The sequence below is a fragment of the Kitasatospora sp. NBC_01539 genome (assembly GCF_045040525.1).
GTDB lineage: Bacteria > Actinomycetota > Actinomycetes > Streptomycetales > Streptomycetaceae > Kitasatospora.
Window position 1 is genome coordinate 1,626,806 of record NZ_CP109390.1, and the last position, 25,377, is coordinate 1,652,182.

At 74.4% G+C, this 25,377-nt stretch carries 25 protein-coding genes; 7 read left to right on the forward strand and 18 right to left on the reverse strand.

The window, feature by feature from the left end; translation table 11 throughout:
- Positions 1-4: 4 nt before the first annotated feature.
- The 3 genes from OG335_RS06785 to OG335_RS06795 all read left to right on the forward strand — a co-directional run bounded on the left by OG335_RS06785 (position 5) and on the right by OG335_RS06795 (position 2,228).
- Positions 5-142, forward strand: a complete 138-nt coding sequence (locus OG335_RS06785; RefSeq protein ID WP_405010099.1) for a hypothetical protein — start codon at positions 5-7, stop codon at positions 140-142.
- Between the two features lie 29 nt (positions 143-171).
- On the forward strand, positions 172-1,035 hold the full coding sequence (locus OG335_RS06790; RefSeq protein WP_405010100.1) for a ketose-bisphosphate aldolase: 864 nt from the start codon (positions 172-174) through the stop codon (positions 1,033-1,035).
- Between the two features lie 245 nt (positions 1,036-1,280).
- Positions 1,281-2,228: an aromatase/cyclase gene (locus tag OG335_RS06795; protein WP_405010101.1), complete on the forward strand. Its 948-nt coding sequence runs from the start codon at positions 1,281-1,283 to the stop codon at positions 2,226-2,228.
- A gap of 64 nt (positions 2,229-2,292) precedes the next feature.
- On the opposite strand, the gene OG335_RS06800 is transcribed toward OG335_RS06795, so the two are convergent.
- From OG335_RS06800 to OG335_RS06815, 4 genes are all read right to left on the reverse strand, one after another.
- Entirely contained in the window at positions 2,293-2,562 is a 270-nt protein-coding gene (locus OG335_RS06800) for an acyl carrier protein (RefSeq protein ID WP_405010102.1), read from the reverse strand.
- 139 nt (positions 2,563-2,701) lie between these two features.
- A complete protein-coding gene (locus OG335_RS06805; RefSeq protein ID WP_405010103.1) occupies positions 2,702-3,958 on the reverse strand; it encodes a ketosynthase chain-length factor in 1,257 nt (418 codons plus the stop codon).
- Positions 3,955-5,223, reverse strand: a complete 1,269-nt coding sequence (locus OG335_RS06810) for a beta-ketoacyl-[acyl-carrier-protein] synthase family protein (protein WP_405010104.1) — start codon at positions 5,221-5,223, stop codon at positions 3,955-3,957. Before OG335_RS06810 ends, OG335_RS06805 begins: the two co-directional genes overlap by 4 nt.
- 8 nt (positions 5,224-5,231) lie before the next feature.
- The gene (locus tag OG335_RS06815) at positions 5,232-6,365 is read right to left on the reverse strand and encodes an acyltransferase domain-containing protein (RefSeq protein WP_405010105.1); all 1,134 of its coding nucleotides are present in this window, start codon (positions 6,363-6,365) and stop codon (positions 5,232-5,234) included.
- Positions 6,366-6,678: 313 nt separating this feature from the next.
- Between OG335_RS06815 and OG335_RS06820 the strand changes: the two genes are divergently transcribed.
- Together OG335_RS06820 and OG335_RS06825 are read left to right on the forward strand one after the other, a co-directional pair.
- Complete coding sequence (locus OG335_RS06820) at positions 6,679-7,719, forward strand: ketoacyl-ACP synthase III family protein (RefSeq protein WP_405010106.1); 1,041 nt, start codon at positions 6,679-6,681, stop codon at positions 7,717-7,719.
- Positions 7,716-8,399: a 4'-phosphopantetheinyl transferase family protein gene (locus tag OG335_RS06825; protein ID WP_405010107.1), complete on the forward strand. Its 684-nt coding sequence runs from the start codon at positions 7,716-7,718 to the stop codon at positions 8,397-8,399. The genes OG335_RS06820 and OG335_RS06825 overlap by 4 nt, the downstream gene beginning before the upstream one ends.
- A gap of 144 nt (positions 8,400-8,543) precedes the next feature.
- Here the strand turns inward: OG335_RS06825 and OG335_RS06830 are convergent, their stop codons facing one another.
- The 7 genes from OG335_RS06830 to OG335_RS06860 all read right to left on the reverse strand — a co-directional run bounded on the left by OG335_RS06830 (position 8,544) and on the right by OG335_RS06860 (position 15,116).
- Positions 8,544-9,518, reverse strand: coding sequence for an ABC transporter substrate-binding protein (locus tag OG335_RS06830; RefSeq protein WP_405010108.1), 975 nt, complete (start codon positions 9,516-9,518; stop codon positions 8,544-8,546).
- A gap of 163 nt (positions 9,519-9,681) precedes the next feature.
- Entirely contained in the window at positions 9,682-10,431 is a 750-nt protein-coding gene (locus OG335_RS06835) for an amino acid ABC transporter ATP-binding protein (protein ID WP_405010109.1), read from the reverse strand.
- Positions 10,428-11,426 carry an amino acid ABC transporter permease gene (locus OG335_RS06840; RefSeq protein ID WP_405010110.1) on the reverse strand — a complete coding sequence of 333 codons (999 nt, stop codon included), beginning with the start codon at positions 11,424-11,426 and terminating at the stop codon, positions 10,428-10,430. The genes OG335_RS06835 and OG335_RS06840 overlap by 4 nt, the downstream gene beginning before the upstream one ends.
- A gap of 13 nt (positions 11,427-11,439) precedes the next feature.
- Complete coding sequence (locus OG335_RS06845) at positions 11,440-12,504, reverse strand: LLM class flavin-dependent oxidoreductase (protein WP_405010111.1); 1,065 nt, start codon at positions 12,502-12,504, stop codon at positions 11,440-11,442.
- Between the two features lie 93 nt (positions 12,505-12,597).
- Positions 12,598-13,116 carry a flavin reductase family protein gene (locus tag OG335_RS06850; protein ID WP_405010112.1) on the reverse strand — a complete coding sequence of 173 codons (519 nt, stop codon included), beginning with the start codon at positions 13,114-13,116 and terminating at the stop codon, positions 12,598-12,600.
- Entirely contained in the window at positions 13,103-14,281 is a 1,179-nt protein-coding gene (locus OG335_RS06855) for a phosphotransferase family protein (protein ID WP_405010113.1), read from the reverse strand. The genes OG335_RS06850 and OG335_RS06855 overlap by 14 nt, the downstream gene beginning before the upstream one ends.
- A gap of 10 nt (positions 14,282-14,291) precedes the next feature.
- Entirely contained in the window at positions 14,292-15,116 is an 825-nt protein-coding gene (locus tag OG335_RS06860; protein ID WP_405010114.1) for a BTAD domain-containing putative transcriptional regulator, read from the reverse strand.
- A gap of 160 nt (positions 15,117-15,276) precedes the next feature.
- On the opposite strand from OG335_RS06860, the gene OG335_RS06865 reads away from it, so the two are divergent.
- Both OG335_RS06865 and OG335_RS06870 read left to right on the forward strand, forming a co-directional pair.
- Positions 15,277-16,182 (forward strand): MBL fold metallo-hydrolase, encoded by a 906-nt coding sequence (locus tag OG335_RS06865; RefSeq protein WP_405010115.1) that lies wholly within the window; start codon positions 15,277-15,279, stop codon positions 16,180-16,182.
- 178 nt (positions 16,183-16,360) lie between these two features.
- On the forward strand, positions 16,361-17,050 hold the full coding sequence (locus OG335_RS06870; protein ID WP_405010116.1) for an SDR family NAD(P)-dependent oxidoreductase: 690 nt from the start codon (positions 16,361-16,363) through the stop codon (positions 17,048-17,050).
- 98 nt (positions 17,051-17,148) lie between these two features.
- On the opposite strand, the gene OG335_RS06875 is transcribed toward OG335_RS06870, so the two are convergent.
- The 7 genes from OG335_RS06875 to OG335_RS06905 form a co-directional block, all read right to left on the reverse strand.
- Entirely contained in the window at positions 17,149-17,451 is a 303-nt protein-coding gene (locus OG335_RS06875; RefSeq protein WP_405010117.1) for an antibiotic biosynthesis monooxygenase family protein, read from the reverse strand.
- A gap of 64 nt (positions 17,452-17,515) precedes the next feature.
- Positions 17,516-18,604 (reverse strand): alkene reductase, encoded by a 1,089-nt coding sequence (locus OG335_RS06880; protein WP_405010118.1) that lies wholly within the window; start codon positions 18,602-18,604, stop codon positions 17,516-17,518.
- Positions 18,601-19,086 (reverse strand): nuclear transport factor 2 family protein, encoded by a 486-nt coding sequence (locus tag OG335_RS06885; protein ID WP_405010119.1) that lies wholly within the window; start codon positions 19,084-19,086, stop codon positions 18,601-18,603. Before OG335_RS06885 ends, OG335_RS06880 begins: the two co-directional genes overlap by 4 nt.
- Before the next feature lie 223 nt (positions 19,087-19,309).
- Entirely contained in the window at positions 19,310-20,131 is an 822-nt protein-coding gene (locus tag OG335_RS06890; RefSeq protein WP_405010120.1) for a BTAD domain-containing putative transcriptional regulator, read from the reverse strand.
- 242 nt (positions 20,132-20,373) lie between these two features.
- The gene (locus tag OG335_RS06895) at positions 20,374-23,568 is read right to left on the reverse strand and encodes an AfsR/SARP family transcriptional regulator (protein ID WP_405010121.1); all 3,195 of its coding nucleotides are present in this window, start codon (positions 23,566-23,568) and stop codon (positions 20,374-20,376) included.
- Positions 23,569-23,749: 181 nt separating this feature from the next.
- Positions 23,750-24,805, reverse strand: coding sequence for an LLM class flavin-dependent oxidoreductase (locus OG335_RS06900; protein WP_405010122.1), 1,056 nt, complete (start codon positions 24,803-24,805; stop codon positions 23,750-23,752).
- 44 nt (positions 24,806-24,849) lie between these two features.
- Positions 24,850-25,311 (reverse strand): MarR family winged helix-turn-helix transcriptional regulator, encoded by a 462-nt coding sequence (locus OG335_RS06905; protein ID WP_405010123.1) that lies wholly within the window; start codon positions 25,309-25,311, stop codon positions 24,850-24,852.
- Between the last annotated feature and the right edge of the window lie 66 nt (positions 25,312-25,377).

The window sequence follows — 25,377 nt, forward strand, 5'->3', positions numbered from 1 at the left end:
GGCCGTGATCGTCACCGTCACGCCCGACCCGGCGCCCGACACCACCTGCACCCTCCCGTCGCTGCGGCCGCACACGAGCCACCGGGCGGACGTCTACGGCGAGTCGGTGCGGCCCGCGCGCGGGCGGGTCGTCCCCGCCTGACCCACCACCCTCACGAGCAAGGGACCACGATGCCTCTCAGCCCCACCGGCGCACTCGTCGCCGACGCCGTCGCCCGGCGCGGCGCGGTCGCCGCGTTCAACGTCATCACCCTGGAACACGTCGAAGCCGTCATCTCCGCCGCCGAAGCCGTCGGCGAGCCCGTCGTCCTCCAGGTGAGCGAGAACGCCGTGAAGTTCCGGGCGGGCCGCCTGCACGCGATCGCCACCGCCGCCGTGAGCGCCGCGCACGCCGCCGCGGTGCCCGTGGCGCTGCACCTCGACCACGTGCGGAGCGAGGCGCTGCTCCACCAGGCCGCCGACTGCGGGTTCAGCTCCGTCATGTTCGACGCCGCGCACCTGCCCTACGGGCAGAACGTCGCCGTCACCCGGGAGGCCGCCCGGTGGGCGCACGCCCACGGCCTGTGGCTGGAGGCCGAGCTCGGCGAGGTCGGCGGCAAGGACGGCGCCGGTCCCCTGGACGCCCACGCCCCCGGTGCCCGCACCGACCCCGGTGAGGCCGGGCGGTTCGTCGAGGAGACCGGGGTGGACGCACTCGCCGTGGCGATCGGCAGTTCCCACGCGATGACCTCGCGGGACGCCCGGCTGGACCACGCCCGGCTCGCCGCGCTCCACGAGGCGGTCCCGGTCCCCCTCGTCCTGCACGGCTCCTCCGGCGTCGGCGACGACGAGCTGCGGCGGGCCGTCGCCGGCGGCATCAGCAAGGTCAACATCGGCACCGCGCTGAGCATCGCGATGACCGGCGCGATCCGCGCGCACCTCGACGCCGACCCGCGGGTCGTCGACCCGCGGCGCTACCTGGCGGCGGGCCGCGCGGCCGTCGCCGACACCGCCGCCCAGCTCCTGACGACCGTCGTCACCGCTGCCGCCGGCTGATCCCGGCCACGCCGGTCCGCGCGCCGGACGAAAGAACCCTCCTCGACCGCGGGGCGGGCGCGCCGGTCGCCGGGCGGCGCCCCACGCCCGGTCGGGCACTCCCGCGGACCGGGCCGCCCACCGGGTGACCGGCCGTCGCGGTACGACGGAGGCACCGCCGGTCACCAGGCCGTTGGAGCCGGTCTCGACCACCGCTGGAGCGCCGGTCCGCACACTCGTGGCGACATCTAGGAGAGGGGTACGGCGTGTCGGACTCAGGCGTCGTCAGGACGGAGCACGCGATCGATGTGGCGGCCGCCCCCGAGGCCGTCTACGGCCTCGTGGCGAGGGCGGAGGACTGGCCGCACCTCTTCCCGCCCACCGTGCACGTGGAGACGCTGGAGGAGGGCGTCCGGTCGGAGCGGCTGCAGATCTGGGCGTTCGCGAACGGCGAGGTGCGGTCGTGGACCTCACGCCGCACGCTGGATCCGGAGGCGCTGCGGGTGACGTTCCGCCAGGAGGTCTCGTCCGCCCCGGTCGCCTCGATGGGCGGCGAGTGGATCGTCGAGGCCGCACCGGGGGGCAGCCGTGTCGTCCTGCTGCACGACTTCACCGTCGTCGACGACGATCCGGCGGCACGCGCGTGGGTGGAACGCGCCGTCGACACCAACAGCGGCTCCGAACTGGCCGCCCTGAAGGCGGCGGCCGAGTCGCTGGCCGCCGAACCGGGGACGCTGCTGTCGTTCTCCGACCACGTCGACGTCGCGGGCCCCCCGGAGAAGGTCTTCGACTTCCTCTGGCAGGCCGGCCTGTGGGAGGAGCGGCTTCCGCACGTCGACCGGCTCGTGCTCACCGAGCCCGGCGAGAACCTGCAGACGGTGGAGATGGACACCCGTGCCGCCGACGGTTCCGTGCACACGACGAAGTCGGTCCGGGTCGGCTTCACACCGGACCGGCTCGTCTACAAGCAGGTCCAGGTGCCGCCGCTGATGGCCGCGCACACCGGCCGCTGGACGGTCAGGCCGAACGGGGACGGCGTGCGCGCCACCTCGCACCACACCGTCGTGCTGCGTCCCGAGCGCGTCCGGGAGCTGCTGGGGCCGGACGCCACGCTCGACACGGCCCGTGAGCTCGTCCGCGGCGCCCTCGGCAGGAACAGCACGGCCACCCTCGTCCTGGCCAAGGAGGCCGCGGAGCGGGACGACTCCCGCTGACGCCGGGGCGGACGTGCGGAGGGCGGGACCCGGAGATCCGGGTCCCGCCCTCCGCACGTGTCGTTCAGCGGGCCGACAGGACCGCGTTGACCAGGTCGACGAAGGCCCTCGGGGTCTCCACGCCGTCGAGGTCCTCGTCGGGGAGGTCGACCCCGAAGTCGCGGGCGATGCGGCCGCCCACTTCCAGCAGGGCGAGGGAGTCGTAGCCGAGGTCCGTGAACGGCACGTCCGCGATGTCGCCGCTCAGGTCGACCGCCTCGTCCTCGCCCGCGGACTCGCGCAGGATGCGGGTGAACTCGTCGATGCTCAGAGCCGTGGCCTCGTTCGCGCTCATGGCAGGGGTTCCTTCCTCTCGTTCGTTCCGGTGCCGATCCGCGGCGGACGCCGGGGCCGGATCGGCCCCGGGGTCAGGTCGTCGGGATCAGGTCGTCGGGATCGGGTCATGGGTCCGGCCGTGGGTCAGGCCGTGGGGGTCAGGTCGTCGGTCCGGCCGTCGAGGTGGCCGGGGCCACGACCGTGACGACCGCGGCCGCGTTGAAACCCCCTTCCCCGCGGGCCAGGACCAGGGCCCCGCCGCCGGTGATCCGGCGGGGCCCGCCGGTCACCAGGTCGACGGGGCAGTCCGCGGCGACCGCCGTGACGTGCGCGGTCGGCGGGACACTGCCGTCCCGCAGCGCGAGCAGCGCGGAGACCAGGTCGAGCGTCGCTCCCCCCGCGAAGAGACGGCCGGTCTGCGCCTTCGGTGCGGCGACCGGCACCCCGCGGGCGCCGAACACCGCGGCGAGCGCGGCGGCTTCGGCGCGGTCCGCGGCGGGTGCGCCCGCGGCGTCCGCGAACACGACGGCGATGTCGGCCGGTTCCAGGGCCGCGTCCGCCAGGGCGGCCCGGATCGCACGCTGCAGGCCGTCGGCGTCCGGGGCGCCCGGGTCGGGGTCGAACGTGGCCGCGTACCCGGCGAGTTCGCCGTACACGTGCGCTCCCCGCCGCTCGGCGTCCGCCGGGTGCTCCAGGACGACGTAGGCACCGCCCTCGCCCGGCACGTGGCCGGACGCGGCCTCGTCGAAGGGCAGGTAGGCGCGGTCGGGGCGGTCCGCGGTGCTCAGCCGGCCGGAGGCGAGCTGCCCGGCCAGGCCGAGCGGGCACAGCGCCCCGTCGACGCCGCCCGCGAGCATGACCTTCGTGCCCTTGCGGATCTGCCGCCGGGCGTGCCCGATCGCGTCGAGGCCGCCCGCCTGGTCGGTGACGACGGCGCTGCTGGGGCCCTTCAGCCCGTGCCGGATCGAGATCTGACCGGTGTTGACGGCGTAGAACCAGGCGAACGACTGGTACGCGCTGACGAACCGGCCGCCCCTGCTCCACAGGTTCTGCAGTTCGCGCTGGCCGAATTCGAAGCCGCCCATCGACGAGGCCGAGGCGACCCCCGCCTCGTACGGGGACAGCGCGGCGAGGTCGAGGCCGCTGTCCTTCAGCGCCTCGTCGGCGGCGTACAGGGCGAGCCTGGTCATGTGGTCGGTCTGCGGCAGCAGGCGGCTCGGGATGTGCTCGGCGGCCTCGAAGCCGGGCACCTGGCCGGCGAGCCGCACCGGGTAGCCGGAGGCGTCGAAGCGGGTGATCTCCCCGATGCCGCTCGTGCCCTCCACGGTGGCCGACCAGTGCGCGCGGGCGCCAAGCCCCGTGGGCGCGGCGACGCCGATGCCGGTGATCACGGGACGGGTGGCGGTGTCCGTCATGCGAGGCTCCTTTCGGGACGGGCGAGGACGACGGCGCTCTGGAAGCCGCCGAAGCCGCTGCCGACGCTCAGGACGGAGTCGACGCGGGCCTCCCTCGCGGTGTTCGGCACGTAGTCGAGGTCGCACAGCGGGTCGGGCTCGTGCAGGTTCGCCGTCGGCGGGATCACGCCGTGCTCCATCGCGAGGACGCACGCGACGAGTTCGAGTGCCCCGATGGCGCCGAGCGAGTGCCCGATCATCGACTTGATGGAGCTGACGGGCACCCGGCGGGCGTGCTCGCCGAGCGACGTCTTGAACGCGGCGGTCTCGTGCCGGTCGTTCTGCCGGGTGCTGGAGCCGTGCGCGTTGACGTAGTCGATCTGCTCGGGCACGAGCCGCGCCTCGGCGAGCGCGACCCGGATCGCCTCGGCCATCTCGGCGCCGTCCGCGCGCAGACCGGTCATGTGGTACGCGTTGCTCCGGGTGCCGAACCCGGCGACCTCCGCGTGGATCCGGGCACCGCGGCGCCGTGCGTGCTCCAGTTCCTCCAGGACCAGCACCGCCGCCCCCTCGCCGAGGACGAGTCCGTTGCGCGTGTTGTCGAAGGGGCGGGAGGCGTGCTCCGGGTCGTCGTTGCGGGGCGTGGTGGCCTTGATGGCGTCGAAGCAGGCGAGCGTGATCGGCGAGATCGGCGCCTCGGTGCCGCCCGCGACGACGACGTCCGCACTGCCCTCGCGGATCAGGTCGGCACCGTGGCCGATGGCGTCGAGGCCCGAGGTGCAGCCGTCCGAGACGAGCGACACGGGCCCCCTGGCCCCGACCTCGCGGGCGAGTTCGGCGGCCAGCGAGCTCGGCACGAAGTGGTCGTAGAGCCGGGGCACCGCGTACGCGTGGTCGACGAGCCACCGGGCGCCGCCGTCGCTGAGCACGACGTACTCGTTCTCCATCGACGTGGTGCAGCCGACCGCGCAGCCCAGCGACACCCCGGTGGTCACCGCGAGCGGGTCCGCGAGGTCGAGGCCGGAGTCGGCGATCGCCTCCCGCGCGGCGACCAGCGCGAACTGGCCCGCCCGGTCGAGCCGGCGCTGCTCCTGCGGGGACAGCCCGGCCGCCGCCGGGTCGAAGGCCACCTCGGCCGCGACGCGGGAGCGGTACGGGGAGGCATCGAAAAGGGAGATCGTGCGGGTGGCCGTCCGCCCGGTCGACAGCAGATCCCAGTACTGCTTGATCCCTGTTCCCCCGGGCGCCACCGCACCGATGCCGGTTATGACGACGCGTCGTTCCATGGGCATCCTCACTCGCTGTCGGCGGGGACCGGCACTCCGGTCCCCGACCGCGACCGTGTCAAGCCGTTCTGGAGACCGGCTCGAATCGGCCTGGACACCGGTCCGGTGGGCTCACCGGACCGGCCGGGCACGTGCGGTTCGGCGGCCGGCGGCCGCCCCGGTACGGCGGCGGGCGCGCCGGCGAGCTCCGCGATCGCCCTCTCGAAGACCGCCCGCTCGGCCTCCGGTGCGCCGGGCCGGGCGGGCAGCAGGGCCGCCACCCGGGAGCCGCCCTTCGCGACCCGGGGGTGGCGTCGGGCGAGCGCGGTGAGGCCCTGTCCGGGGCCCGCCTCCGCGAGCACCACGTCACGCTCGGCGAGCAGCGCGTCCAGCGCCGGCCCGAAGAGCACCGGGCGGGCCGGCTGGAGCGCCCAGAACCGCAGGTCGTGGAGGTGCTCGGGGGTCAGCAGGCCGGGTGCGTACGCGGAGTGCAGCGGCAGCCCCGGCGGACGGATCGTCACCGCCGCGAGCAGCGGCAGCGCACGCAGGGCCGCCGCGGTGAGCACGGGGCTGTGGAAGGGGTTGAGCGCGCGGGCCCTGCGGCAGGTGAAGCCGTCGGCGCGCAGCCGCTCCTCGACGCGGCCCAGGGCCGGTTCCGGGCCCGACAGCAGCAGCTGGCGCGGCGCGTTGACGGCGCCGACGACGACCTCGTCCGTCGTGTACGGGGCGAGGTCGCCGGGGGCGGCCAGGACGGCCAGCATGCCGCCCGGCGGGGTGCCGTCGATCCGGGCGATCCGGTCCGCCATCACGGCCACCGCGTCGGACAGGTCGAAGACGCCGGCCAGGGTGGCGGCGGCGACCTCGCCGACGCTGTGGCCGAGCAGGGCGACGGGCCGCACCCCGGCGTCGAGGACCGTGCGGCCGACGGCCCAGCCCAGCGAGAACAGCAGCGGCTGAGCGACACGCACGGCGTCGTCCCCGGGGCCGCCGCGGGCGGCGAGCCAGTCGGCGCGCAGGTCGAAGCCGTGCGGGCGCCAGAGCTCCAGGACCTCGTCCATGCGGGTCCGGAAGCCCGGGTGGGCGCGGTACAGGCCGACGCCCATGCCGGGCTGCTGCGCGCCCTGCCCGGGAAACAGCAGGGCGGCCGGTGGCGGGTCGGTCACGGCGGGTCTCCTCTCCTCGGTCCCGCCATGCTCCGCGCCACGCCTGGAGCCTCGGTCGACCGCGGGCACAGGGGCCCGCGCGCGCCCGAGCCGCCGTCGGGTGTGCGCGGCCGGGGACGGGCCGTGGCTCTCCAGTCGCTCTGGACCGCTCGTCCACCGGCGGGCCGGACGGTGGATCCCAGCCGGAGGCACGCGACCCGTCGCCCCGGCACACCGCGGTCGTTCGAGGGCCGCCGGACCGGGCACCCCCTGGACCGGCGGCCGTCGGCGTCCACGGGGCAGTCCTGACAGGGCCGGTGAAAGGGCATCGGGAATGAGGTTCGACGACCTGTACATCGCCGGAGCGGTCCTGCACCTGGAGGACAGCTGCAGCGCGGAGGAGGCGCTGCGGGACGGGCTGTGCGACGAACGCACCGTGGCCCGGACCGGCATCTCCTCCGTCGCCGTGTCGGCGGGCTCCTCCGCGCCGGAGCTCGCGGTCGGCGCGGCCCGCGCGGTGCTGGAGCGTACGGGGACGCATCCCGCCGACATCGATCTGCTGCTGCACGCGACCGTCCAGTACCAGGGGCACGACCTCTGGGCCGCCGCCTCGTACGTCCAGCGGTGCGCGGTCGGCAACCGGTGCCCCGCGATCGAGATCCGGCAGCTGTCCAACGGCGGCATGGCGGCCCTGGACCTCGCGTCCGGCTATCTCGCCGGTTCGTCCGGCCGCACGGCGGCGCTGCTGACGACGGGTGACGTGTTCGGCGCGCCCGGCTTCGACCGCTGGCGCGGCGACCCCGGCACGGTGTACGGCGACGCCGGCACCGCGCTCGTCCTGGGCCGGGGGGCCGGGGGCTTCGCGCGGCTGCGCAGCCTCGTGACGGTGTCCGACCCCGATCTGGAACAGATGCACCGGGGCCGCGACCCCTTCTCGCCGGTGCCGTTCGCCGTCCGCCGGCCCATCGACCTGGGGCTGCTGCAGAAGGCGTTCGTCGAGGACACCGGCCGGTCGTACAGTGTCGCCCGGATCACCTCCGGGCAGGACGAGACGCTGAAGCGGGCGCTCGCCGAGGCGGACTGCACGCTCGACGGGATCTCCTGGTTCGTCCTGCCGAACTTCGGCCGGGGCAGGCTCAACTCGGCCTTCCTGCGGCGCTGGAACATCCCCGAGGAGAGGACCACCTGGCCGTGGGGCCGTTCGGTGGGACACCTGGGGGCCGGCGACCAGTTCGCGGGTCTCGCCCTCCTCGGCGGGTCGGGCCTGGTGCGCTCCGGGGAGCTGGGCCTGGTCTTCGGCGTCGGCGCCGGCTTCACGTGGAGCTGCGCGGTCGTGGAGTTCACGGGTGAGAACCCGGGGGCGGCGGTCACGTGAGCCTCGGGGTGACGGTGTGGACGGGCCGCGTCGCGGACGACGGCCCGGCCCCGGAGACGGCTCTGCTGTCCGGAGCCGAGCTCGCACGCATGCGCCGCATCCGACGGCCCCTCGCCGCCCGCCGCTGGGCCTCGGCGCACGCGGCGCTGCGGCGCATCCTCGCCGAGCGGACCGGTTCCGCCCCCGGGTCGCTGCGCATCGGCAGGTCCGCCTGCCCGCACTGCGGCAGCCGGGAGCACGGGCCGCCGGCCCTGCTCGACCCGCCCGTCCCCACGACGTTCAGCCTGTCCCGTTCGGGCCCGCACTGGACGGTGGCGGTGGCGCCCGGCTTCCCCGTGGGCGTCGACGTGGAGCGGCAGAGGCCGGTGGACGTCGACGCGATCGCCCGCAGGGCCCTCTCGGCGCACGAGTCCCGGCTCGTCGCCTCGTCCGGACCCGCGCTGCTGTTCCGCTGCTGGACCCGCAAGGAGGCGGTCGCCAAGGCCATGGGCACGGGGATCGCGACGGACCTGCGCCGTATCGAGACCCGCCCGGAGTCCGCGCGCACGGCCCGCACGCCCGCGGGCTGGCGCGTGCACTCCCTGCCGGTCCCGGCGGGTCTCCACGCGGCCCTCGCGGTGCCGGACGTGCCCGCGATCACCTGGCGGGCGCGGACCTGGCCGCCGGACGCCGACAGGTGACGCGCCGGGCGCACCGGCCACCGCCACGGCACCCGCACACCCGTCGGCACCGGCCCTCGCCATCGCCACCGAAACCGCCACCGGCCCCGGCCTCCCTCGCGGTCGCGGGAGGCCGGGGCCGGTCCGGGGCGGCCCCGTCGGCGGTCAGGGCCTGGTCGGCGGGTTGACGACCGACGCCGGGACGGCCGACTCCTTCACTCCCCACTTCGTCAGGATCCTGGTGTACGTGCCGTCCTTGATGAGCAGGTTCACGGCGTCCTTCAGGGGCTCCGCGAGCGGGGATCCCTTCTTGACGGCGAGGCCGACGTTCTTGCGCTCCAGCTCGTTGAGGTAGCGCAGGTCCGGCTGCTGGGTCGCCGCGTAGCGCAGCACGCTGGAGGTCGTCATCAGCAGGTCCACGTGCCCCTGGCGCAGTGCGAGGAAGTGCGCGGCGGCGTCGGAGTAGGTGTTGACGGTGATCGGCGGCCTGCCCTGGGCCGCGCACTGCTTGGTCGCCTTCGCGAGGTCGGCCTCGTAGGAGGTGCCGGTACCCGTGCCGACCTTCAGGCCGCACAGCTGCGTCAGGTCGTCGACCTTCTGCAGCGTGCTGTCCTTGCGCACCGCGAAGCCGGTGCCGTCGGTCTTGTAGAGCACGAAGTCGATGGCCTGCTTGCGTTCCTCGGTGACGCCGAGGTTGGCGGTGCCGAGCTCGTAGCGGCCGGCGTTCAGGCCCGTGATGAGGGTGGCCCCGCTGACGTGCGTACGCTCCACCTTGAGGCCGAGCAGCCGCGCGACGGCCTCGGAGACGTCGATGTCGAGCCCGCGCGGCGGGCCGCCGTCCTCCGGGCTGAACGCGATGGGCACCACCCCGATGCCGGACCCGATGCGCAGCACCCCGGATGCGCGCAGCTCCGCGGGCAGCTTCGCGGCGAGGGCGGTGTCCTTCTGCACCGCGGAGACGACGTCCTCACGGCCGAGGTCGGCGGCTCTGGTGTCCTCGGGGATCTTCTCCGTCCCGGAGCCGCAGGCCGCGAGGAGCAGGGTGAGCAGGGTCGCCGCGGCGGCGGGCGGGGCGAGCCGCAGGCGGCGTACCCGGCCTCCGTGCGGGGACGTGCGGTTCGCGACCGGGGTGTCGGGCATGGTTTCTCCTTGGCACGGTTGAGCCGGATCGAGCTGATCGAGCTGGTGGGAACGGGTGGAACGGGGTGCGCGCGGGGCACGCTCCCGGGCCGCGCGCGGGCGTGGCGGCGGGGTTCCCCGACACAGCGGGGACGGCGCGGGCCGGATGCGGTTCAGGTGCGGGTCAGGTGCGGGTCAGGAAGCGCGCCGTGCGCTCGTTGCGCGGGGCGTCGAAGACCTCGGCGGGCGGGCCGGTCTCGACGACCCGGCCGTTGTCCATGAAGACGACCTGGTCGGCGATCTCCCGGGCGAACCGCATCTCGTGCGTGACGACGATCATCGTCATCCCGCCGTCGGCGAGTTCCCGGATCGCCTGCAGCACGTCCCCGGTGAGTTCGGGGTCGAGTGCGCTGGTCGGCTCGTCGAAGAGCATCGCCCGCGGCTCCATGGCGAGGGCCCGCGCGATCGCGGCGCGCTGCTGCTCGCCTCCGGAGAGCTGGTGCGGGCGGGAGGCCTCCTTGCCGGTGAGTCCGACCCGGGCGAGGAGTTCCCCGGCCCGTTCCTCGGCCGCGGCCCGCTTCACGCCGAGGAGGGCGCGCGGGGCCTCGGTGACGTTGTCGAGCACCGACATGTGCGGGAAGAGCCGGAAGTTCTGGAAGACCATGCCGGTACGGGTGCGCTGGCGTGCGACGGCTCGGCGCGACCGTTCGTAGAGCCGGCCGCGGCGCCACTCGTGGCCGACGAGTTCGCCGTCGACGACGATGCGTCCGGCGTCGATGCGTTCGAGCCGGTTGACGCACCGCAGGAGGGTGCTCTTCCCGGAGCCGGACGGGCCGATGACACAGGTGACGGTCGACTCGGGGACGCTGAGCGAGACGCCGTCCAGCACGGTCAGCGCGCCGAACGCCTTGCGGACACCCACTGCCTCGATCATCCTCTGGCTCCCGTGGCGTAGCGGCGTTCGACGACGTGCTGGACGGCGCTGAGCAGCGTGGTCAGCAGCAGATACCAGAGGGTGGCCACCAGCAGCAGCGGGATGACCAGGTAGTTGCGGTTGTAGATCAGCTGTGTCGCGTACAGGAGGTCCTGGACGGCGATGACGCTGACGATGGACGTGCCCTTGAGCAGGCCGATGATCTGGCTGCCCGCGGGCGGCAGGATCGCGGGCATGGCCTGCGGCAGCACGATCCGGCGGAAGATCCGGCCGGCGCCGAGGCCCAGGGCCTCCGCGGCCTCGGTCTGGTCGCGGCTCACGGAGAGGATCCCGGCCCGGACGATCTCGGCGAGCTGTCCCGCCTCGTGCAGGACGAGCCCGATGATCGCGGCGGTGAGGCCGCTGATCATCTGTTCGGTGGAGAAGTCGGTGAACGCCGGGCCGAACGGGATGCCCAGGGACAGCCTCGGGTACAGCAGCGAGATGTTGTACCAGAAGAGCAGTTGGACGAGCATCGGCACGGACCGGAACAGCCAGGTGTAGCCCCAGCTCAGCGTCACGAGGACCGGGTTGCCCGACAGCCGCATCACGGCGATCCCGGTGCCGAGGGCGAAGCCGCCGGCGAAGGCGACGGCGGTGAGCCACAGGGTGGTGAGGAGTCCGGAGAGGATCGCGTCGGCGGTGACGTACTTGGCGACGACCTCCCAGCGGAACGCGTCGTTCGTGAAGAGCGCGTTGAGGGCCATCGCCAGCAGGACGACGCCCGCGGCGGCGGCCACCCCGCGGGCGGGGCGCGGGCGGGGACGGGCGAACGCCGCGTCGGCCCCGCCCGCCGCGTGCCCGGCAGGTCCGCGGGCGCCGCCGGTGCGGCCCGTACGGCCGGGTCCGCCGTCCCCGGCGGCCCGGCGGGCGGGTGTCCGGTCGTCGGCGGTGACGCGGCCTCCGCCCGCGCGGATCCGCTCGGTGCGGCCCTGGAGGGTGCGCAGGTAAACCATGGGTGGTCCGTTCTCAGTCGTTCGGTGCGTAGTGCGGCAGGACGTGCTCGGCGAACAGCCGCATCGTGCGGGCCGCTTCGTCGAACGGCATGGCACCGGAGATCACCTGGAGGCTGATGGTGAAGTCGCCGAACCAGCCGCGGATCTCGTCGATCGCCGCCCGGACCTCCTCGGGGGTGCCGACGAGCGCCTTGCGTTCGGCGACGGCACGGTCGAAGTCGCCCCGGCCCGCCTTCTCCACGATCCGCTCGTAGCCGGGGTAGTCGGCGCTGCGGGTGCCGCTCCAGGCGGACACCGCGGAGGCGAGGGCCCGGTTGGCCCGGTCGGACGCCTGCCTGCCGTTCGTCCGGGCCGTCGGCCCGTCCTCGGCGAGGTAGGCGCTGTAGCTCATGTGGACGTCCTCCTCGGTGGGTTCGAAGCCGACCGAGGCGGCCGCGTCGCGGTACAGGGCGAGCACCTGCTGCACCTGTTCGCGCGGGTTGATGGACGGTACGAGCATCACGCCGTACCCCGCCCGGCCCGCGGCCTCCGCGGACGCGGGCGTCTTCGCGGTGGCCACGAGGATCCGCGGGTGGGGGCGCTGCCAGGTGCGCGGGAGCATGGTGACCGGGCCGAAGCGGTGGAAGGTGCCCTTCCACACCACGTCCTCCTCCGCCCAGAGCAGGCGGACGGCCTCGACGCCTTCGTCGAAACGGGCCCGGCTCTCGTCCATGGAGACCTCGAACGCGGTGAACTCGTCGGGCAGGAAGGCCCGTCCGAAGCCGACGTCGAGGCGGCCCTGCGAGATGTTGTCGAGCATGGCGAGCTTGCCGGCGAGCTTCAGCGGGTGCGTGAACGCGGGCAGCACGGCGCCGGTGACCAGGCGGACACGGCTGGTGCGGGCCGCGGCGGCCGCGAGGAAGGTCACCGGGTCGGGGCTGTAGCCGCCGTACTCGTGGAAGTAGTGCTCGACGGTCTTCACGTGATGGAAGCCGAGTTCGTCGGCGAGCTCGGCCAGCCGCAGCGACTCCTCGAAGTGCTGTCCGGCGGACTTCTCCGCGGGGCCCACGGTGGGGAAGAGGTTGATGCCGAACTTCATGGTTGTCCCTCGGTGTGATGGCCGGCCGGAGTGCGCCGCCCGCGCCGGTCCGGCAGGCCCGGGACGCCGCGGCGGTCCGCCGGACCGCGCCGGTCAGTCGGCCGTCGCGGTTCCGGACAGGGCGGGCACGGGCAGGTGGACGTACGCGCGGTTGTGGTAGAGCATCGGTGCGCGGCCGTGGAGGGTCGCGCTCTCGATCCGGCCGAGGAACACGATGTGGTCCCCCGCCGGCACCTCCTGGTGCACGACGCACTCGGCGACCGCGCTGAGGTGGTGCGCGGGCAGCAGCGGAGCGCCGCCGGCGTGCTCCGAGGCCTGCCAGTCGAGGTCGGTGAACTTGTCCTCGCTCTTGTCGGCGAACCGCTGCGAGAGCCATTCGGTGTGCTCGGCCAGGAAGTTCACCGCGAAGCCGCCCGAGTGCCGGATGGCCGGCAGGGTCCGTGACCCGGTGCCCACGCCCACGATGAGCAGCGGCGGCTCCATGGATGCGGGGATGACCGCACTGGTCGTCAGGCCGCTCGGCCGGCCCTCGGGGCCGGCTGCGGTGACCAGGCAGACCCCGGCCGGGTGCGCGCCGAACACCGCGCGGAAGAGTTCGTCATCGATCGCCATGGTCGTTTGTTCCTCCCTCGGTCGCCAAGGCTGTCCCCGGGCGCTGGAGTGCGGGTCCACGGTTCCTGGAAGCCGGCTGGAGGCGCGTCGCACCCGACGCCTCCGCGAGCACCGTCGCGAGCAGCGCCGTCGCGTTGCGGTGCAGGGGGAAGTCGGTGCCGGGCGGGAGGATCCCGCTCTCGTCGAGCAGCCGGGCCACCCGCGCGGTGACGACGCAGAACCGGTAAGCGGCGAACACCTCGTGGTACGGCAGGTTCTCGGCGGTCCGCCCGGTGCGCTCCTCCCAGCGGGCCACGGTCGCGGCCCTGTCGGGCAGCCCGGCGAGCCGGGGCGCGCCGATGCCCTCGCTCAGGTGCCGGTCCATGTGGAGGTACCAGGCGAGGTCGGCCTCGGCGGGCCCCAGCGCGGCCGTCTCCCAGTCGAGCAGCGCGGCGGGCCGCACACCCGCGTAGACGATGTTGCCGAGCCGGGCGTCGCCCCACAGCAGGGAGGCCGGGCCCCGGTCGTCGGGCACGTGGGCGCGCAGCCAGTCGAGTGCGGCGGCCGCGGCGGTGTTGTCGGGGGCCACCCCGTAGAACCCGAGGTGGTGCGTGAGGTGGCCGAGCAGCTGCGCCGAGCCGGTGGGGCCGAATTCGGGCCGGTCGAGGAAGTCGGCGCCGGTCTCCTTCGGGTCGAGGCGGTGCACGGCGGCGAGTGCGTCCACGCCGCCGTTCCACACGTCCGCGCGGTCCGCGGGCGGCAGGTCGGCGAGCCAGCCCTGCCGGTGGTAGGACGGCAGGTCGGCCGGGACGCGCCCGTCGATGCGCTCCATGACGAGGAACGGGGCGCCCAGGTGGTCGGCGGACGGCTCGTCCCCGAGCACCTTCGGTACGGGCAGCCCGGTGTGGCCGAGCAGTTTCAGCAGGCGTACCTGGGCGGCCCAGGTCTCCTCGGGGAAGACCCGGTGTCCGGTCGGGGCGACACGGACGGCGAGCGCCTGCCTCGTGCGGTTGCCCGCCTCGGTCCACTCGGCGTCGAACAGCAGGATCTCGCCGGAGAACCCGGCGCCCTCGGGCACGGTGACGGGTCCGAGTTCGACGGCGCCGGTCCCGTCGGAGCGGGCGGCGAGCCACCGGGTGAGGGCGGCGCGGGTCACGTCGGGGTCGCGTTGCAGGGGTACGGGCACGGGGGTCTCCTCACGCCCGGCGCGGGCCGGGTGCGGACGGAAGGACGGACGGACGGGGTGGGGCGGAGGCGGCGGTGACGGCACCCCCGTGGCGGATCGCGGCCGTCAGCCGGCCGATCGCGGGCCCGGGCGCGACGCCCAGGTCACGGGCGAGCCGGTCGCCGAGCCGGGACGCGACGCCGAGGGCGTCGCCGATCCGGCCGGTCCGGTGGAGCGCGATCATGTAGCGGGCGTGCAGGGGTTCGTGGACGGGGTGGCGGCGGGTGAGGACCGCCAGCTCGGCGAGGACCTCGCGGTGCCGTCCGAGCCGGAGCTGCGCGTCGAGGTACGTCTCGTGGACCTGGAGCCGGCGCTGCTCCCAGTGGGTGATGGCGGCCTGGAGCACCGGCCCGGTGCGCACGTCGGCGAGGACGGGCCGGTCCCACAGGGCCAGCGCGGCACGCAACAGTCGGGCGACCGCGGCGTCGTCGCCCGCGGCCCGGTCGGCCTGTTCGACGAACCGCTCGAACCGCAGCAGGTCGAGCTCGTCGGGCCGTACGACGACGAGGTAGCCCTGCCCGGTCGTCCTGAGCCGGTCGTGGGCGGCCGCGCGGGAGCCGACGGAGGGCATCGAGGCGAGCAGCCGGCGCAACTGCATGACGTACGTCTGCAGGGTGGTGGCCGCGCTGGGCGGCGGGTGCCCGCCCCAGATCTCGGTCACGTGCGTGCGGACGGGCATGACCTGGTTGGCGTGGAGCAGCAGCAGCCCCAGCAGTTGGCGCTGCTTGGGCGCCGTGGGCAGGTGGGGGCCGTCGCTGTCCTCGACGGACAGCCCGCCGAACACGCCGAACTCCATCGTGGATCCTCTCGTTGCCTCGGCCGTGCCTGGTCCGGGGTTCGGTCCCGGGTTTCGGTCCGGGGGTGGTTTCCGCAGTTGCTCCAGCCGGGCTCCAGCAGGTGTCGGCCCAATGGGCGGGCACGCGGCAGCGGCCGCGCGGGAGAGCTGGAGGGACGCCATGGCAGGGACACCGGTGACGGTCGCCGACGGGGTGCACGCGTACGTGCAGGAGCCCGGCGGGTGGTGCGTGAACAACGCGGGGATCGTGGTCGGTGAGGAGGCGGTGCTCGTCGTCGACACGGCGGCCACCGAGAAGCGGGCGCTGGCGCTGCGCCGGGCCGTGGACGGGCTGGCCGGCGGTCGGCGCCGGATCCTGGTGAGCACCCACCACCACGGCGACCACACCTTCGGCAACCACGTGTTCACCGGCCGCGGCACGCTGCTGATCAGCCATGAGGCAGGCCCCGCCGAGCTGGTGCGCAAAGGCACGGCCCTGCAGTCGATGTGGCCGCACGTCGACTGGGGCGACACCCCGACCGTGCTGCCCGCCCTGACCGTGCGCGGGGGTGCCACGCTGAACCTCGGCGGCACGGTCGCGGAGCTGATCCACCCCGGCGTCGCGCACACCTCGGACGACCTGGCGGTCTGGCTGCCCGAGCAGCGGGTGCTGTTCGCGGGCGACCTGGTGTTCTCCGGTGCCGCGCCCTTCGTGCTGATGGGCTCCCTGGCCGGATCCCTCGCCGCGCTCGCGCGGCTGCGCGCGCTGGATCCGCTGGTCGTCGTCGGCGGGCACGGCCCGGTCGGCGGGCCCGAGTTGATCGCGTCCACCGAGGAGTACCTGCGCTGGACGGCGGCTCTCGCCGAGCGGGGCCTCGCGGACGGGCTGGACCCGCTCCGGACGGCCCTGCGCGCCGACGAGGGCGTCTTCGCGGCGCTGCTCGACCGCGAACGCCTGGTCGGCAACCTCCACCGCGCGTTCCACGAGGCGGCGGGCGGAGTGCCGGGCGCGCGCATCGAGTCGGCGCCGGCGATGCGCGAGATGGTCGTCTTCAACGGCGGACGCCCCCTGCACTGCGCGGCCTGACCGCCGGCGCGGTCCGCGGGGCGGCGGCACGGTGGTGGCGGTCCGGCGGCGCCGTGCCGCCGCCGGGCGGGTCTCCAGCGCTGCTCCGGCGGGCCGCGAGCCGTGACCGGCAGTCTCGACGGAGTCCGGAACCCGATGCTGTGGAGGAAAGATGGGACTGCGAGGAAGGACCGCCGTGGTGACCGGGGGCACCCGGGGGCTCGGCCGGGACGTCGCGCTCGCGCTCGCCGGCGCCGGCGCCACCGTCGTCGTGGCGGCCCGGGAGGTCCCGGACGATCCGGGCGGGGGCCTGGTCGCGCTGAAGGCGGACGTGACGGCGCCCGACTCGGTGGCGGAGCTGATGCGCACCGTCCACGAGCGGTACGGGGGCCCGCACATCGTGGTCGCGAACGCCGGCGTGAGCCGTCCGGGCCCGATCGCCGCACTGTCCGTCGAGCACTGGGGCGAGGTCGTCGACACGAACCTGCACGGCGTGTTCCACACCGTGCGGGCGGCCCTGCCGTACGTGCGGCGGACACCGGGCGGCCGTGTCATCACCATGTCCTCCCTACTGGGTTCGCGTGCGATGGCGGGAGCCGCGGCGTACTGCGCGTCGAAGGCGGCCGTCGAGGCGTTCACCGCCGTCGCCGCGCTGGAGCTGGCCGCGGACGGGGTCACCGTGAACTGTGTGGCCCCCGGCTACATCGACTCCGGCATGGGCCGGGCCCTCATCGGCAACGAGGCGCTGTGGCCGAAGCTCGCCCCCTCGCTCGCCTCCGGGCGGCCGGGCACGGGCGACGAGGTGGCCGGGGCGGTGCTGTTCCTGGCCTCGCCGGAGAGTTCCTACGTCAACGGGCAGGTGCTGCACGTGGACGGCGGGGTGCGCTGAGGGTGCACCGTCCCGGGGCGGTGCAGCGGAGCGTGCCGTGCGCTCGGCTGCGCCGCCCCGCCCCCGGCGGTGCCGGTCCGGCCCGGGCCGGACCGGCTTCAGACCTGGGCGGCCCGGCCCTCCCGCACCGGCACGCTCAGGTGCGGCTCGCCCTTGATGAGTCCGGTGAGTGCGTCGAGCCGGCGGCGGAACTCCGGCTCCGCGAGGGCCGTCCGGAAGGTCTCCTCGTCGTCCCACTCGGCGATGTTGAAGTAGACCGCGGCGTCCTTGGAGGACCGTACGAGTGAGTAGCGGATGAGGCCGGGCTGGGTCTCCATGAAGGCCCCGACGGCCTCGTAGAGGTTCTCGAACTCCTCGGCGCTGCCGATCAGGGTGAGCTTGTTGACGAACACGACGGCCATGGTGGCTCCTCCGGTGTGGTGGTGTGCGGGCGGTCGGGGCGGCCCGCCCGGGGCGGGCCGCCGGTCAGTCGACGGCCCCTGCCGTGCTCACGGCGAGGACCGGGTAGTCGGTGTAGCCCTGGGCGCCTCCCTCGTAGAAGAACCGCGGGTTCCAGGAGTTGAGCGGGGCGCGCGTGCGCAGCCGTTCGGGCAGGTCGGGGTTGGCGAGGAACTGCCGGCCGAAGGAGAGCAGGTCCGCACCGTCGGCGAGGGCCCTGTCGGCGGCGGCGAGCGTGGTGTCGGTGTCGAGCGGACCCGTCCCGGGGTTCACGATGACGGTGCGCCGCCACTGCCGGCTCAGTCCGCGCACGAGGTCGGGGTCGCTGCCGGCGACGAAGTGCACGTGGCCGATGCCGAGTTCGTCGAGCCGGTCGAGCAGGGCGGGGTAGACCTCGGCGCGGTCCGGCTCCGAGATGCCGTTGAGCTGGAAGCCCGGGGAGAGCCGGATGCCCGTGCGTTCGGGCCCGATCTCCGCGGCGACGGCCCGGGCGACCTCGACGGGGAACCGGATGCGGCCCGCGGCGTCGCCGCCGTACTCGTCGTCGCGCAGGTTGGTCGCCGACGACAGGAACTGGTGCAGCAGGTAGCCGTTGGCGCCGTGGATCTCTACACCGTCGAAGCCGAGGTCGGCGGCGGTGCGGGCACAGCGCGCGAAGTCCCGTACCGTGGCTGCGATGTCGTCGCCGGTCAGGGGCCGCGGTACCGGGTAGGCGGGCGTGCCGTGGAACACCCGGGCGGTGCCCTCCGGCCGGACGGCGGACGGCGCGACGGGTGTCTCGCCGTGCAGGTCGGGGTGGCTGATCCGGCCCGCGTGCATGATCTGGAGGTGGATGCGTCCGCCGGCCCGGTGGACGGCGTCGACGATCCCGCCCCAGGCGCGGGCCTGTTCGGCGGTGTGCAGCCGGACGCTGTGGGCGTGGCCGACGGCGATCGGGCTGGGGTGCGTGGCCTCGCTGATGACGAGACCGGCCGCGGCCCGCTGCGCGTAGTACTCGGCCATGACGGCCAGTGGTGTGCCGTCGGGGGTGGTGCGGCCGCGGCCCATCGGCGACATGACGAGCCGGTTCGGCAGGTCGCGGCCGCCCAGCGGGACCGCGTCGAACAGGCCGCTCATGCGCCGGCCTCGTCGACGGCCTCGATGCCGGTGATCGTCTCGGCGCCGTCGTGGCTGATGTAGCGGCTGCGCACGGACCAGGTGCCGTCCCGGCGTTCGAGGACGTCGTGGGCGGTCGTGCTGAGGTAGAGGCGGGGTTCACCGCCGCGCGGGGTCTCGAACACGACGGCGTAGTAGCGGGTGCGGACGGTGTCGGGCCCGTCGGGTTCGGCGGCGACCATGCCGAACCAGTGGCGGCGCACGAGGCCGCGCGCGGCGAGCGCGTCGATGCCCTTGCGCATGCCCGCGGCGATGTCGGCCCGGCCGCGCTTGACCCCGGGCCTGACGTTCTGGGCGAAGGTGCCGTCCTCGGTGAACTGTTCGGCCCACTCCTCCGCCCGCCCGGCGTCCAGCAGTTGTGCGTGCCCGGCGTAGAACTGGATGATGGCCGCGTAGTCCGAGTCCGGCACGGTCCTGGTGTCCGGCGATGCGGTCCGCGTCACGGTTTCCTCCTGTGGTTCGGGTGCGCCGGTCGGGCGCCCGGGGTCCGGGCCAGGTTGTCCGGGGTCGGTGGAGCGGGCGTGGAGTCCGGCTCCACCCGGCGACATGACCGTGCGGCGGCATGACCGTGCGGCGACATGGCCGTGCGGCGACGTGGCCGTGCGGCGGTGCGGCGACGTGGCGGTGCGGCGACGTGGCGGTGCCCGGCGACGTGGCCGTGCGGTGTCAGCCGGCCGGGCGCAGGGAGACGGGCGTGCTCTCCGGCCCGGGCAGGTACACGGACTCGGCCACGGGCGCGGAGTTGAGCAGGTCCGTGTGCAGGGCGCGCATCCGGGCCGAGGGCTCCAGGCCGAGTTCGTCGCCGAAGGTGCGGCGGAGCCGGGCGAACGCCGCCAGGGCGTCGGCGGTGCGCCCGGACCGGTAGAGCGCGATCATCAGCTGGGCGTGCAGGTTCTCCGAGGTGGGGTACTGCCGTGCGAGCACGCTGAGTTCGCCGATGAGCCGGTGGTGGCGGCCGATCCGCAGGTCGGCGTCGATGCGCTGTTCCAGGGCGCCGAGCCAGGTCTCGCGCAGTCCGCTGAGCCGGGTGCGCAGCAGCGGTCCGCAGGTGACGTCGGCCAGTGCCTTGCCGGACCACAGGGCGAGGGCGTGGTGCAGCAGTTCGGACTCGCGGACGTGGTCGCCGGCGAGCCGGGCCACGGACGCCTGCTCGACGGACCTCTCGAACTGGTGGAGGTCCAGCCGGCCCGCGCCGACGGCCAGGAGGTAGCCGCGGTCGCGGGTCTCCAGGCTCATCTCCGCGGGGGCGGCGGCCGGTGCGGCGCTTCTGAGGATCTTGCGGAGCTGCATCACGTAGGTCTGGAGCGTGGAGTGGGCGCTGTGCGGGGGCGAGTCCGCCCAGAGCTCGTCCACGCACTCGTCGACGGTGACGACCTGCCCGGAGTGGAACAGCAGCAGTGACAGGAGCTGGCGCTGCTTCGGCGCACGCGGGGTGACGGTGCGGAGGTCGTCGGTGAGGGTGAGCGGGCCGAGGATCCGTGCGTACATCTGGCCTCCAGGACTGGCCGGTTGGGGTACGGGCACCATGGTGTGCCCTGGCCCTTGCGACGGCCTTTCACCGCAGCGGCCGTCTCCTTTCGCCGGCCCCGGCGGGCCGGGATCTTCACGAGGCGCAACACGGTGTTGACGAAACGCGCACGGAACGGTCCACGGGCACCCCGGCGCGGAGCGTCCCTGTCACCTCCTGCCTGCGCGCCTCTTCGTGGAGGACCGCGGCGTCCGTGTGCGGTTCACGCACACTCCGGGAACGGCGTGCGGACGCTTCCCGGCGTCCCGGACGCGTCCGTCGCCGCGCCGGGTGCGCGGCCGGAGCGCCGGCACAGCTCGTCGGCCCGGGCGCGGAGCAGCAGCAGACCGGACCGGTCGGCGACGGCGGCGGCGCGCATGCCGAGCTCGTACGCCTCGGCGGCACGCCCGTCGGCGAGTTCGAGCCGGCCCAGGCCGATGAGGGAGTGCGCCTCGGACTGGGGGTGGCCGATGCGTTCGGCGATGCCGAGCACACGGCCGAACTCCTCACGTGCGTCGGCGGGCCGGTCCCGGATGAGGTGCAGGCCGCCGAGGATGTTGCGGGCGTTGGCCTCCAGGGCCGTGTAGCCGTGGTCACGGGCGATGGCGACCGCGCTCTCCGCGTACTCGTAGGCGAGGTCGACGGAGCCGTTGCACGCGTGGACCTGGGCGAGCCCGCAGGAGGCGAGGACCATGGTGTGCGTGGCCCCGAACTCCTTGCCGAGGGACAGGGCGAGGCTGAGGTCGGCCAGGGCCGCGTCCCACTCGCCGAGGTCGGCCCGGACGGAGCCGAGGCGGGCCAGGACCTCGGGGCGGGAGCGCTCGGCGCCGCTCCCGTCCAGGATCTCGGCGGCCTGGCCGAAGTGCGCCTCCGCCACGCGCAGTCGGCCCTGGCTGTGCCGGGCCATGCCGAGGCAGGTCAGCCCGCGGGCCTCGACGTGCCGCAGCTCCAGTCGCCTGCTGATCCCCAGACCGCGCTCCAGCAGGGTGATGGCGCTGTCGATGTGCTTGGTGGGCTGCTGGAGCTGGTTCATCGCGATGGCGTTGATGGTGACGGCCTCGAAGTCCCGCATGCCGAGGCGGATGAACGTGCGGTGCGCGGTGCGGAGTTCGCGGGCGGACTCCGGGAGGAGGTTGAGGCCCTGCAGGGCGGTGCCGACGCTGAGCCGCATGACGGCGACGACCCCGGGGTCGCCGATCGAGATCGCGGCGCGCAGCCCGGCCCGGGCGATGGTGAGCCAGTCGGCCTGGAGGCGTCCGAGGGCGAAGTAGCCCCGGAGCATGTCCACGAGGTGGACGCACACCTCCTCCAGTTCCTCGTCGGCGGTCCGGACGACGAGGGCGACGAGGTTGGACTGTTCCGCGCGCAGCCAGTCCTGCGCGGCCGTGGGCCCGATCCGGCGCGGCTGCACGTGGGGACCAGGCTGGAACACCCGCAGGAATCCCGGGTAGCAGGACTGCACGGCCTCGTCGGTGTGGCGCAGGTACCAGTCGCACAGCCGGTTGAGGGCCTGCCGCCGGTCCGCGGGCCCGTCCTCCTTCACGGCGCGCTCGGCCGCGTACCGGGCGATGAGGTTGTGGAAGCGGTAGATGCCCGGCGACGCGACCTCGACGAGCTGGGCCGCGGCGAGCTTGTCGAGGAGTTGGTCGGCCACCTGGGGTTCGCAGTCGGCGAGCCGGGCGGCGGTGCGGGCGGTGAAGGACATGTCGTCGACGAGGCCGAGTTGGCGGAAGAACCGGCGGGACAGCGCCGGGAGCGACTCGTAGGCGACGCCGAACGCGGCCCGGACGGCGGTGGAGGGGCTGTCGCCGAGGGCGAGGAGATCGAGCGGATCGCCCTCGCGCAGCGCCTCCGCGAAGGATTCGACGGATCGCCAGGGGCGTCCGGCGAGATGCCCGGCGGCGATGCGCAGGGCGAGCGGGAGTCTGCCGCACAGGGTGACGAGTTCGGCGACGGCCGTCCGGGAGAGCGACTCCGGTGCCCGGCCGAGGACGGCGGTGAGGACCTCCTCGCTCTCCTGCTGCGACAGCAGGTCGAGGGTGAAGCCCCGTGCGCCGTGGACGGCGACGAGGTCGGGCCGGTACTCGCGGTGCAGGGCGATCACGGCGCAGCTCGGCGAGCCGGGCAGCAGGTCGGGGATCTGTGCGCAGTCGTTGACGTCGTCGATGACGATGAGCACCCTGCGGTCGGCGAGCCGGCTGCGGAGGACTCCGGTGAGCTGGTGCCGGTCGGCGGGCAGCGCGGAGACGTCGGCGCCGGAGGCGTGCAGCAGCTCGGCGATGACGTCCTGCACGGTCCGGTTGCCGCCGCGCGCGTCGCGGAGGCGTACGTACCACTGCCCGTCGGGGTAGGCGGTGGTGAGCCGGTGGGCGACGTGCAGCGCGAGCGCGGTCTTGCCGATGCCGGGCGGCCCGATGAGGCTGACGAGGGGCACGGCCGCCCGCCGGCTCGGCGTGAGCGCGGCGGCGACCTTCTCCGACAGCTCTTCCCGGCCGACGAAATGGGTTGTCTCCGGCGGTAGTTGGCGCTGCACCACCCAGGGCGCGCCGGGGTTGACGGGCCTGGTGCCGGTGAGCCGGTGGGGCGGGTGGGTCCCGGCCGTGGGAGGGGCGGCGGGCGGGCCGTCGCGGCGGCCGTGACGTTCGCCCGTCCCGGCGAGCAGTGTCCGGTGCAGTTCCTGGAGCTCCTGTCCCGGCAGCATGCCGAGTTCGCGGTCGAGCATGCGGTAGTAGTCGCGGTACTCCCCCAGGGCCGCGGCGACCTGTCCGGTGCGCTGCAGTGCCCGCATCAGGTACTCGCGCAGCCGTTCCCGTACGGGGTGTTCGGCGGTGAGGGCGCGCAGCTGCGGGACGATGTCGGCGCTGCCGCCGAGGTCGAGCAGCAGGGCGAAGCGCCGTTCGACGAGGGTGAGGTGCTCCTCGACGAGCTGCGGTGCGACCTCCGTCTGCAGGGAGGCGGAGGGCACCGTCTCGAAGGGGTCTCCGCGCCACTCGGTGAAGGCCCGTTCGAGGGCGGCGAGTTCGGCCTCGGCGTGCCCCCTGCCGCGGGCGGCGCGGGCCTCGCCGGCCGCGCTGCGGTAGCGGGTCAGGTCGAGGGCGGCAGGGTCCGTCGCGAGCCGGTAGCCGCCCGGGTGGGTCTCGATGACCGAGCGGTCGCCGGGTTCGGACTGCCGGCGCATCAGGGCACGCAGCCGGGTGGTGTGGACGTGCAGCGCGGCGCGGGCGTCCCGTGGCGGCCGGTCGTCCCAGAGCCTGCGGATGAGCTCGTCGGGCGTGACCACCTGGTCGGCCCGCAGCAGCAGGCAGGCGAGGAGCACGCGCTGCTTGGGCGACGAGACGGGCAGTTCCCGCCCCTCTGCGCGGACGGAGAGGGGCCCGAGTATCCGGAAGTCGTAGGTCGGAGCGTGTTCCTCGTTCAAGCGGACACCTGCCCGTTCGGTCGCCGTGTGCATGATCGACTGTGCCCAGCGTCACAGTCGTGCTCAGCGACACAATAGAACGCGCCCGCACACGGGCCGCCGCCATGTGATCCAGGTCACACCGCGGAGCGGACGTGTTGCGGCCGGACCACGGCCGGACCACGGCCGGGCCGGCCACGCGTCACGGCGGAGGGGTCCGGCCGACCCCCTCGCCGGCACCCTCGTCGCCGCCCTCCGCCGTCAACCCGAAGCGGTGCGCCAGCAGTTCGTAGGAGCGCACGCGGTCCCGGGGGGCGTGGATCGTCGAGAGCACCATGAACTCGTCGGCCTCCAGCTCCTCGGTCATCGACGTGAGCACCTTGTGCACGTGGTCGGGGTCGCCGACGACGCACCTCGGCCACTCCGCCTCCTCGTCGGCCAGCGGTTCCACCTCGCCGCGCAGCCCGTCGAGTGCCGCCTCCGGGGACGGCAGCGGCAGGAGCAGCCCGCGGCCCATACGCAGGCGGAACAGCCGCTGACTGGCGAAGACCCGCTGCGCCTCGTCCTCGGTGGGCCCGCAGTAGACGCCGATGCCGATCTGGACGCGCGGCCGGGATCCGCCGCGGGCGTCGAAGGCCCCGCGGTAGGCCTCGACGACGGTGCGGGTGATCTGCGGGCGGCCGAAGTGGGCGATGCAGATGGGCAGTCCGAGCCGTCCGGCGGCCTCGGCGCTCCCGGGGCTCGCGACCAGCAGCCATATCTCCGGCGCGCCGGCGGCCGGCATGATCTCGATCGGCCGGTACGGGTGCCCGGCGGGGAAGCCGCCGTGCAGGAAGGCGAGCAGCTCGGCCAGCTTGCCGGTGAAGCCGACCTCGCCCCCGGCGGCGGAGGGACCGGACGAGAGGGCGTGCGCCTCGATGCTGCCGGCCCCCACGCCGCGGCCCAGGCCGAGGTCGATCCTGCCGGGCGAGAGCGCGCTGAGCACCCGGAAGGTCTCGGCGACCTTCAGCGGGCTGTAGTAGGGCAGCAGCACCCCGCCCGAACCGACGCGGATGCGCCGGGTCTCGGCCGCGACCCTGGCCACCATGATCTCGGGTGCGGGGCCCGCGAACGAGGGTGTGGCGTGGTGCTCGGCGAGCCAGTAGCGGTGGTAGCCGAGGCCGTCCGCGCGGCGCGCCAGGTCGAGCGAGTTGTGCAGGGCGGTGGCCGGGGTCGATCCCTCCGGCACGATGGACTGGTCCAGGACGGACAGCTTCACGCTGGTCTCCTTCTCGGTCGGGGCCGGAAGGAGGGGTGACGCGATCAAGGGGTGGCGGCGCCGGCGGCGGAGTGCCGGAAGCGGGCGACGAGCGACGCCCAGCGGTCGTCGAACGAGGCGACGTCGAGCAGCCCCGTCAGCTCCTCGCGGCAGCGCGCTTCGGCCCGCTCGCCGCGCTCGGCCCCCGCGGGGGTCAGCATGCAGTACACGCCGCGGCGGTCGTGCTCGCAGGAGACCCGGGTCGTGAGGCCCTTGTTCTCCAGGCGGGTGACGAGCCGGCTCATGGACGACTGGTCGAGCCCGACCGCGGTGGACAGCTCCTGCACCCGGGTGCCGCGCAGGTGGCCGTGCCGCAGCTCGATCAGCACCGCCAGTTCGGGCAGCGAGATCTGGTACTCGCTCGCGAGCATCCTCTCCAGGGACTGGTTGAGCTGACCGACCATGAGCCCCAGTCGGCGCCACAGGTCGAACTCACCGGAACGCCCCGCGCGGTCATCGGCCGACATGTCCGCCTCCCCTTCGTTCGCTCCCCCTCCACTATAGCCATCTCCATGCGAGATGCATGTCTGTGC

What these genes read in the sequence shown, in the direction of transcription:
- OG335_RS06850 (WP_405010112.1), bottom strand. Translation starts at nt 13,116, where the DNA reads ATGGCGATCGATGACGAACTCTTCCGCGCGGTGTTCGGCGCGCACCCG.
- OG335_RS06860 (WP_405010114.1), bottom strand. Translation starts at nt 15,116, where the DNA reads ATGGAGTTCGGCGTGTTCGGCGGGCTGTCCGTCGAGGACAGCGACGGC.
- OG335_RS06800 (WP_405010102.1), bottom strand. Translation starts at nt 2,562, where the DNA reads ATGAGCGCGAACGAGGCCACGGCTCTGAGCATCGACGAGTTCACCCGC.
- OG335_RS06820 (WP_405010106.1), top strand. Translation starts at nt 6,679, where the DNA reads ATGAGGTTCGACGACCTGTACATCGCCGGAGCGGTCCTGCACCTGGAG.
- OG335_RS06880 (WP_405010118.1), bottom strand. Translation starts at nt 18,604, where the DNA reads ATGAGCGGCCTGTTCGACGCGGTCCCGCTGGGCGGCCGCGACCTGCCG.
- OG335_RS06905 (WP_405010123.1), bottom strand. Translation starts at nt 25,311, where the DNA reads ATGTCGGCCGATGACCGCGCGGGGCGTTCCGGTGAGTTCGACCTGTGG.
- OG335_RS06835 (WP_405010109.1), bottom strand. Translation starts at nt 10,431, where the DNA reads ATGATCGAGGCAGTGGGTGTCCGCAAGGCGTTCGGCGCGCTGACCGTG.
- OG335_RS06875 (WP_405010117.1), bottom strand. Translation starts at nt 17,451, where the DNA reads ATGGCCGTCGTGTTCGTCAACAAGCTCACCCTGATCGGCAGCGCCGAG.
- OG335_RS06890 (WP_405010120.1), bottom strand. Translation starts at nt 20,131, where the DNA reads ATGTACGCACGGATCCTCGGCCCGCTCACCCTCACCGACGACCTCCGC.
- OG335_RS06840 (WP_405010110.1), bottom strand. Translation starts at nt 11,426, where the DNA reads ATGGTTTACCTGCGCACCCTCCAGGGCCGCACCGAGCGGATCCGCGCG.
- OG335_RS06810 (WP_405010104.1), bottom strand. Translation starts at nt 5,223, where the DNA reads ATGGAACGACGCGTCGTCATAACCGGCATCGGTGCGGTGGCGCCCGGG.
- OG335_RS06845 (WP_405010111.1), bottom strand. Translation starts at nt 12,504, where the DNA reads ATGAAGTTCGGCATCAACCTCTTCCCCACCGTGGGCCCCGCGGAGAAG.
- OG335_RS06830 (WP_405010108.1), bottom strand. Translation starts at nt 9,518, where the DNA reads ATGCCCGACACCCCGGTCGCGAACCGCACGTCCCCGCACGGAGGCCGG.
- OG335_RS06790 (WP_405010100.1), top strand. Translation starts at nt 172, where the DNA reads ATGCCTCTCAGCCCCACCGGCGCACTCGTCGCCGACGCCGTCGCCCGG.
- OG335_RS06805 (WP_405010103.1), bottom strand. Translation starts at nt 3,958, where the DNA reads ATGACGGACACCGCCACCCGTCCCGTGATCACCGGCATCGGCGTCGCC.
- OG335_RS06865 (WP_405010115.1), top strand. Translation starts at nt 15,277, where the DNA reads ATGGCAGGGACACCGGTGACGGTCGCCGACGGGGTGCACGCGTACGTG.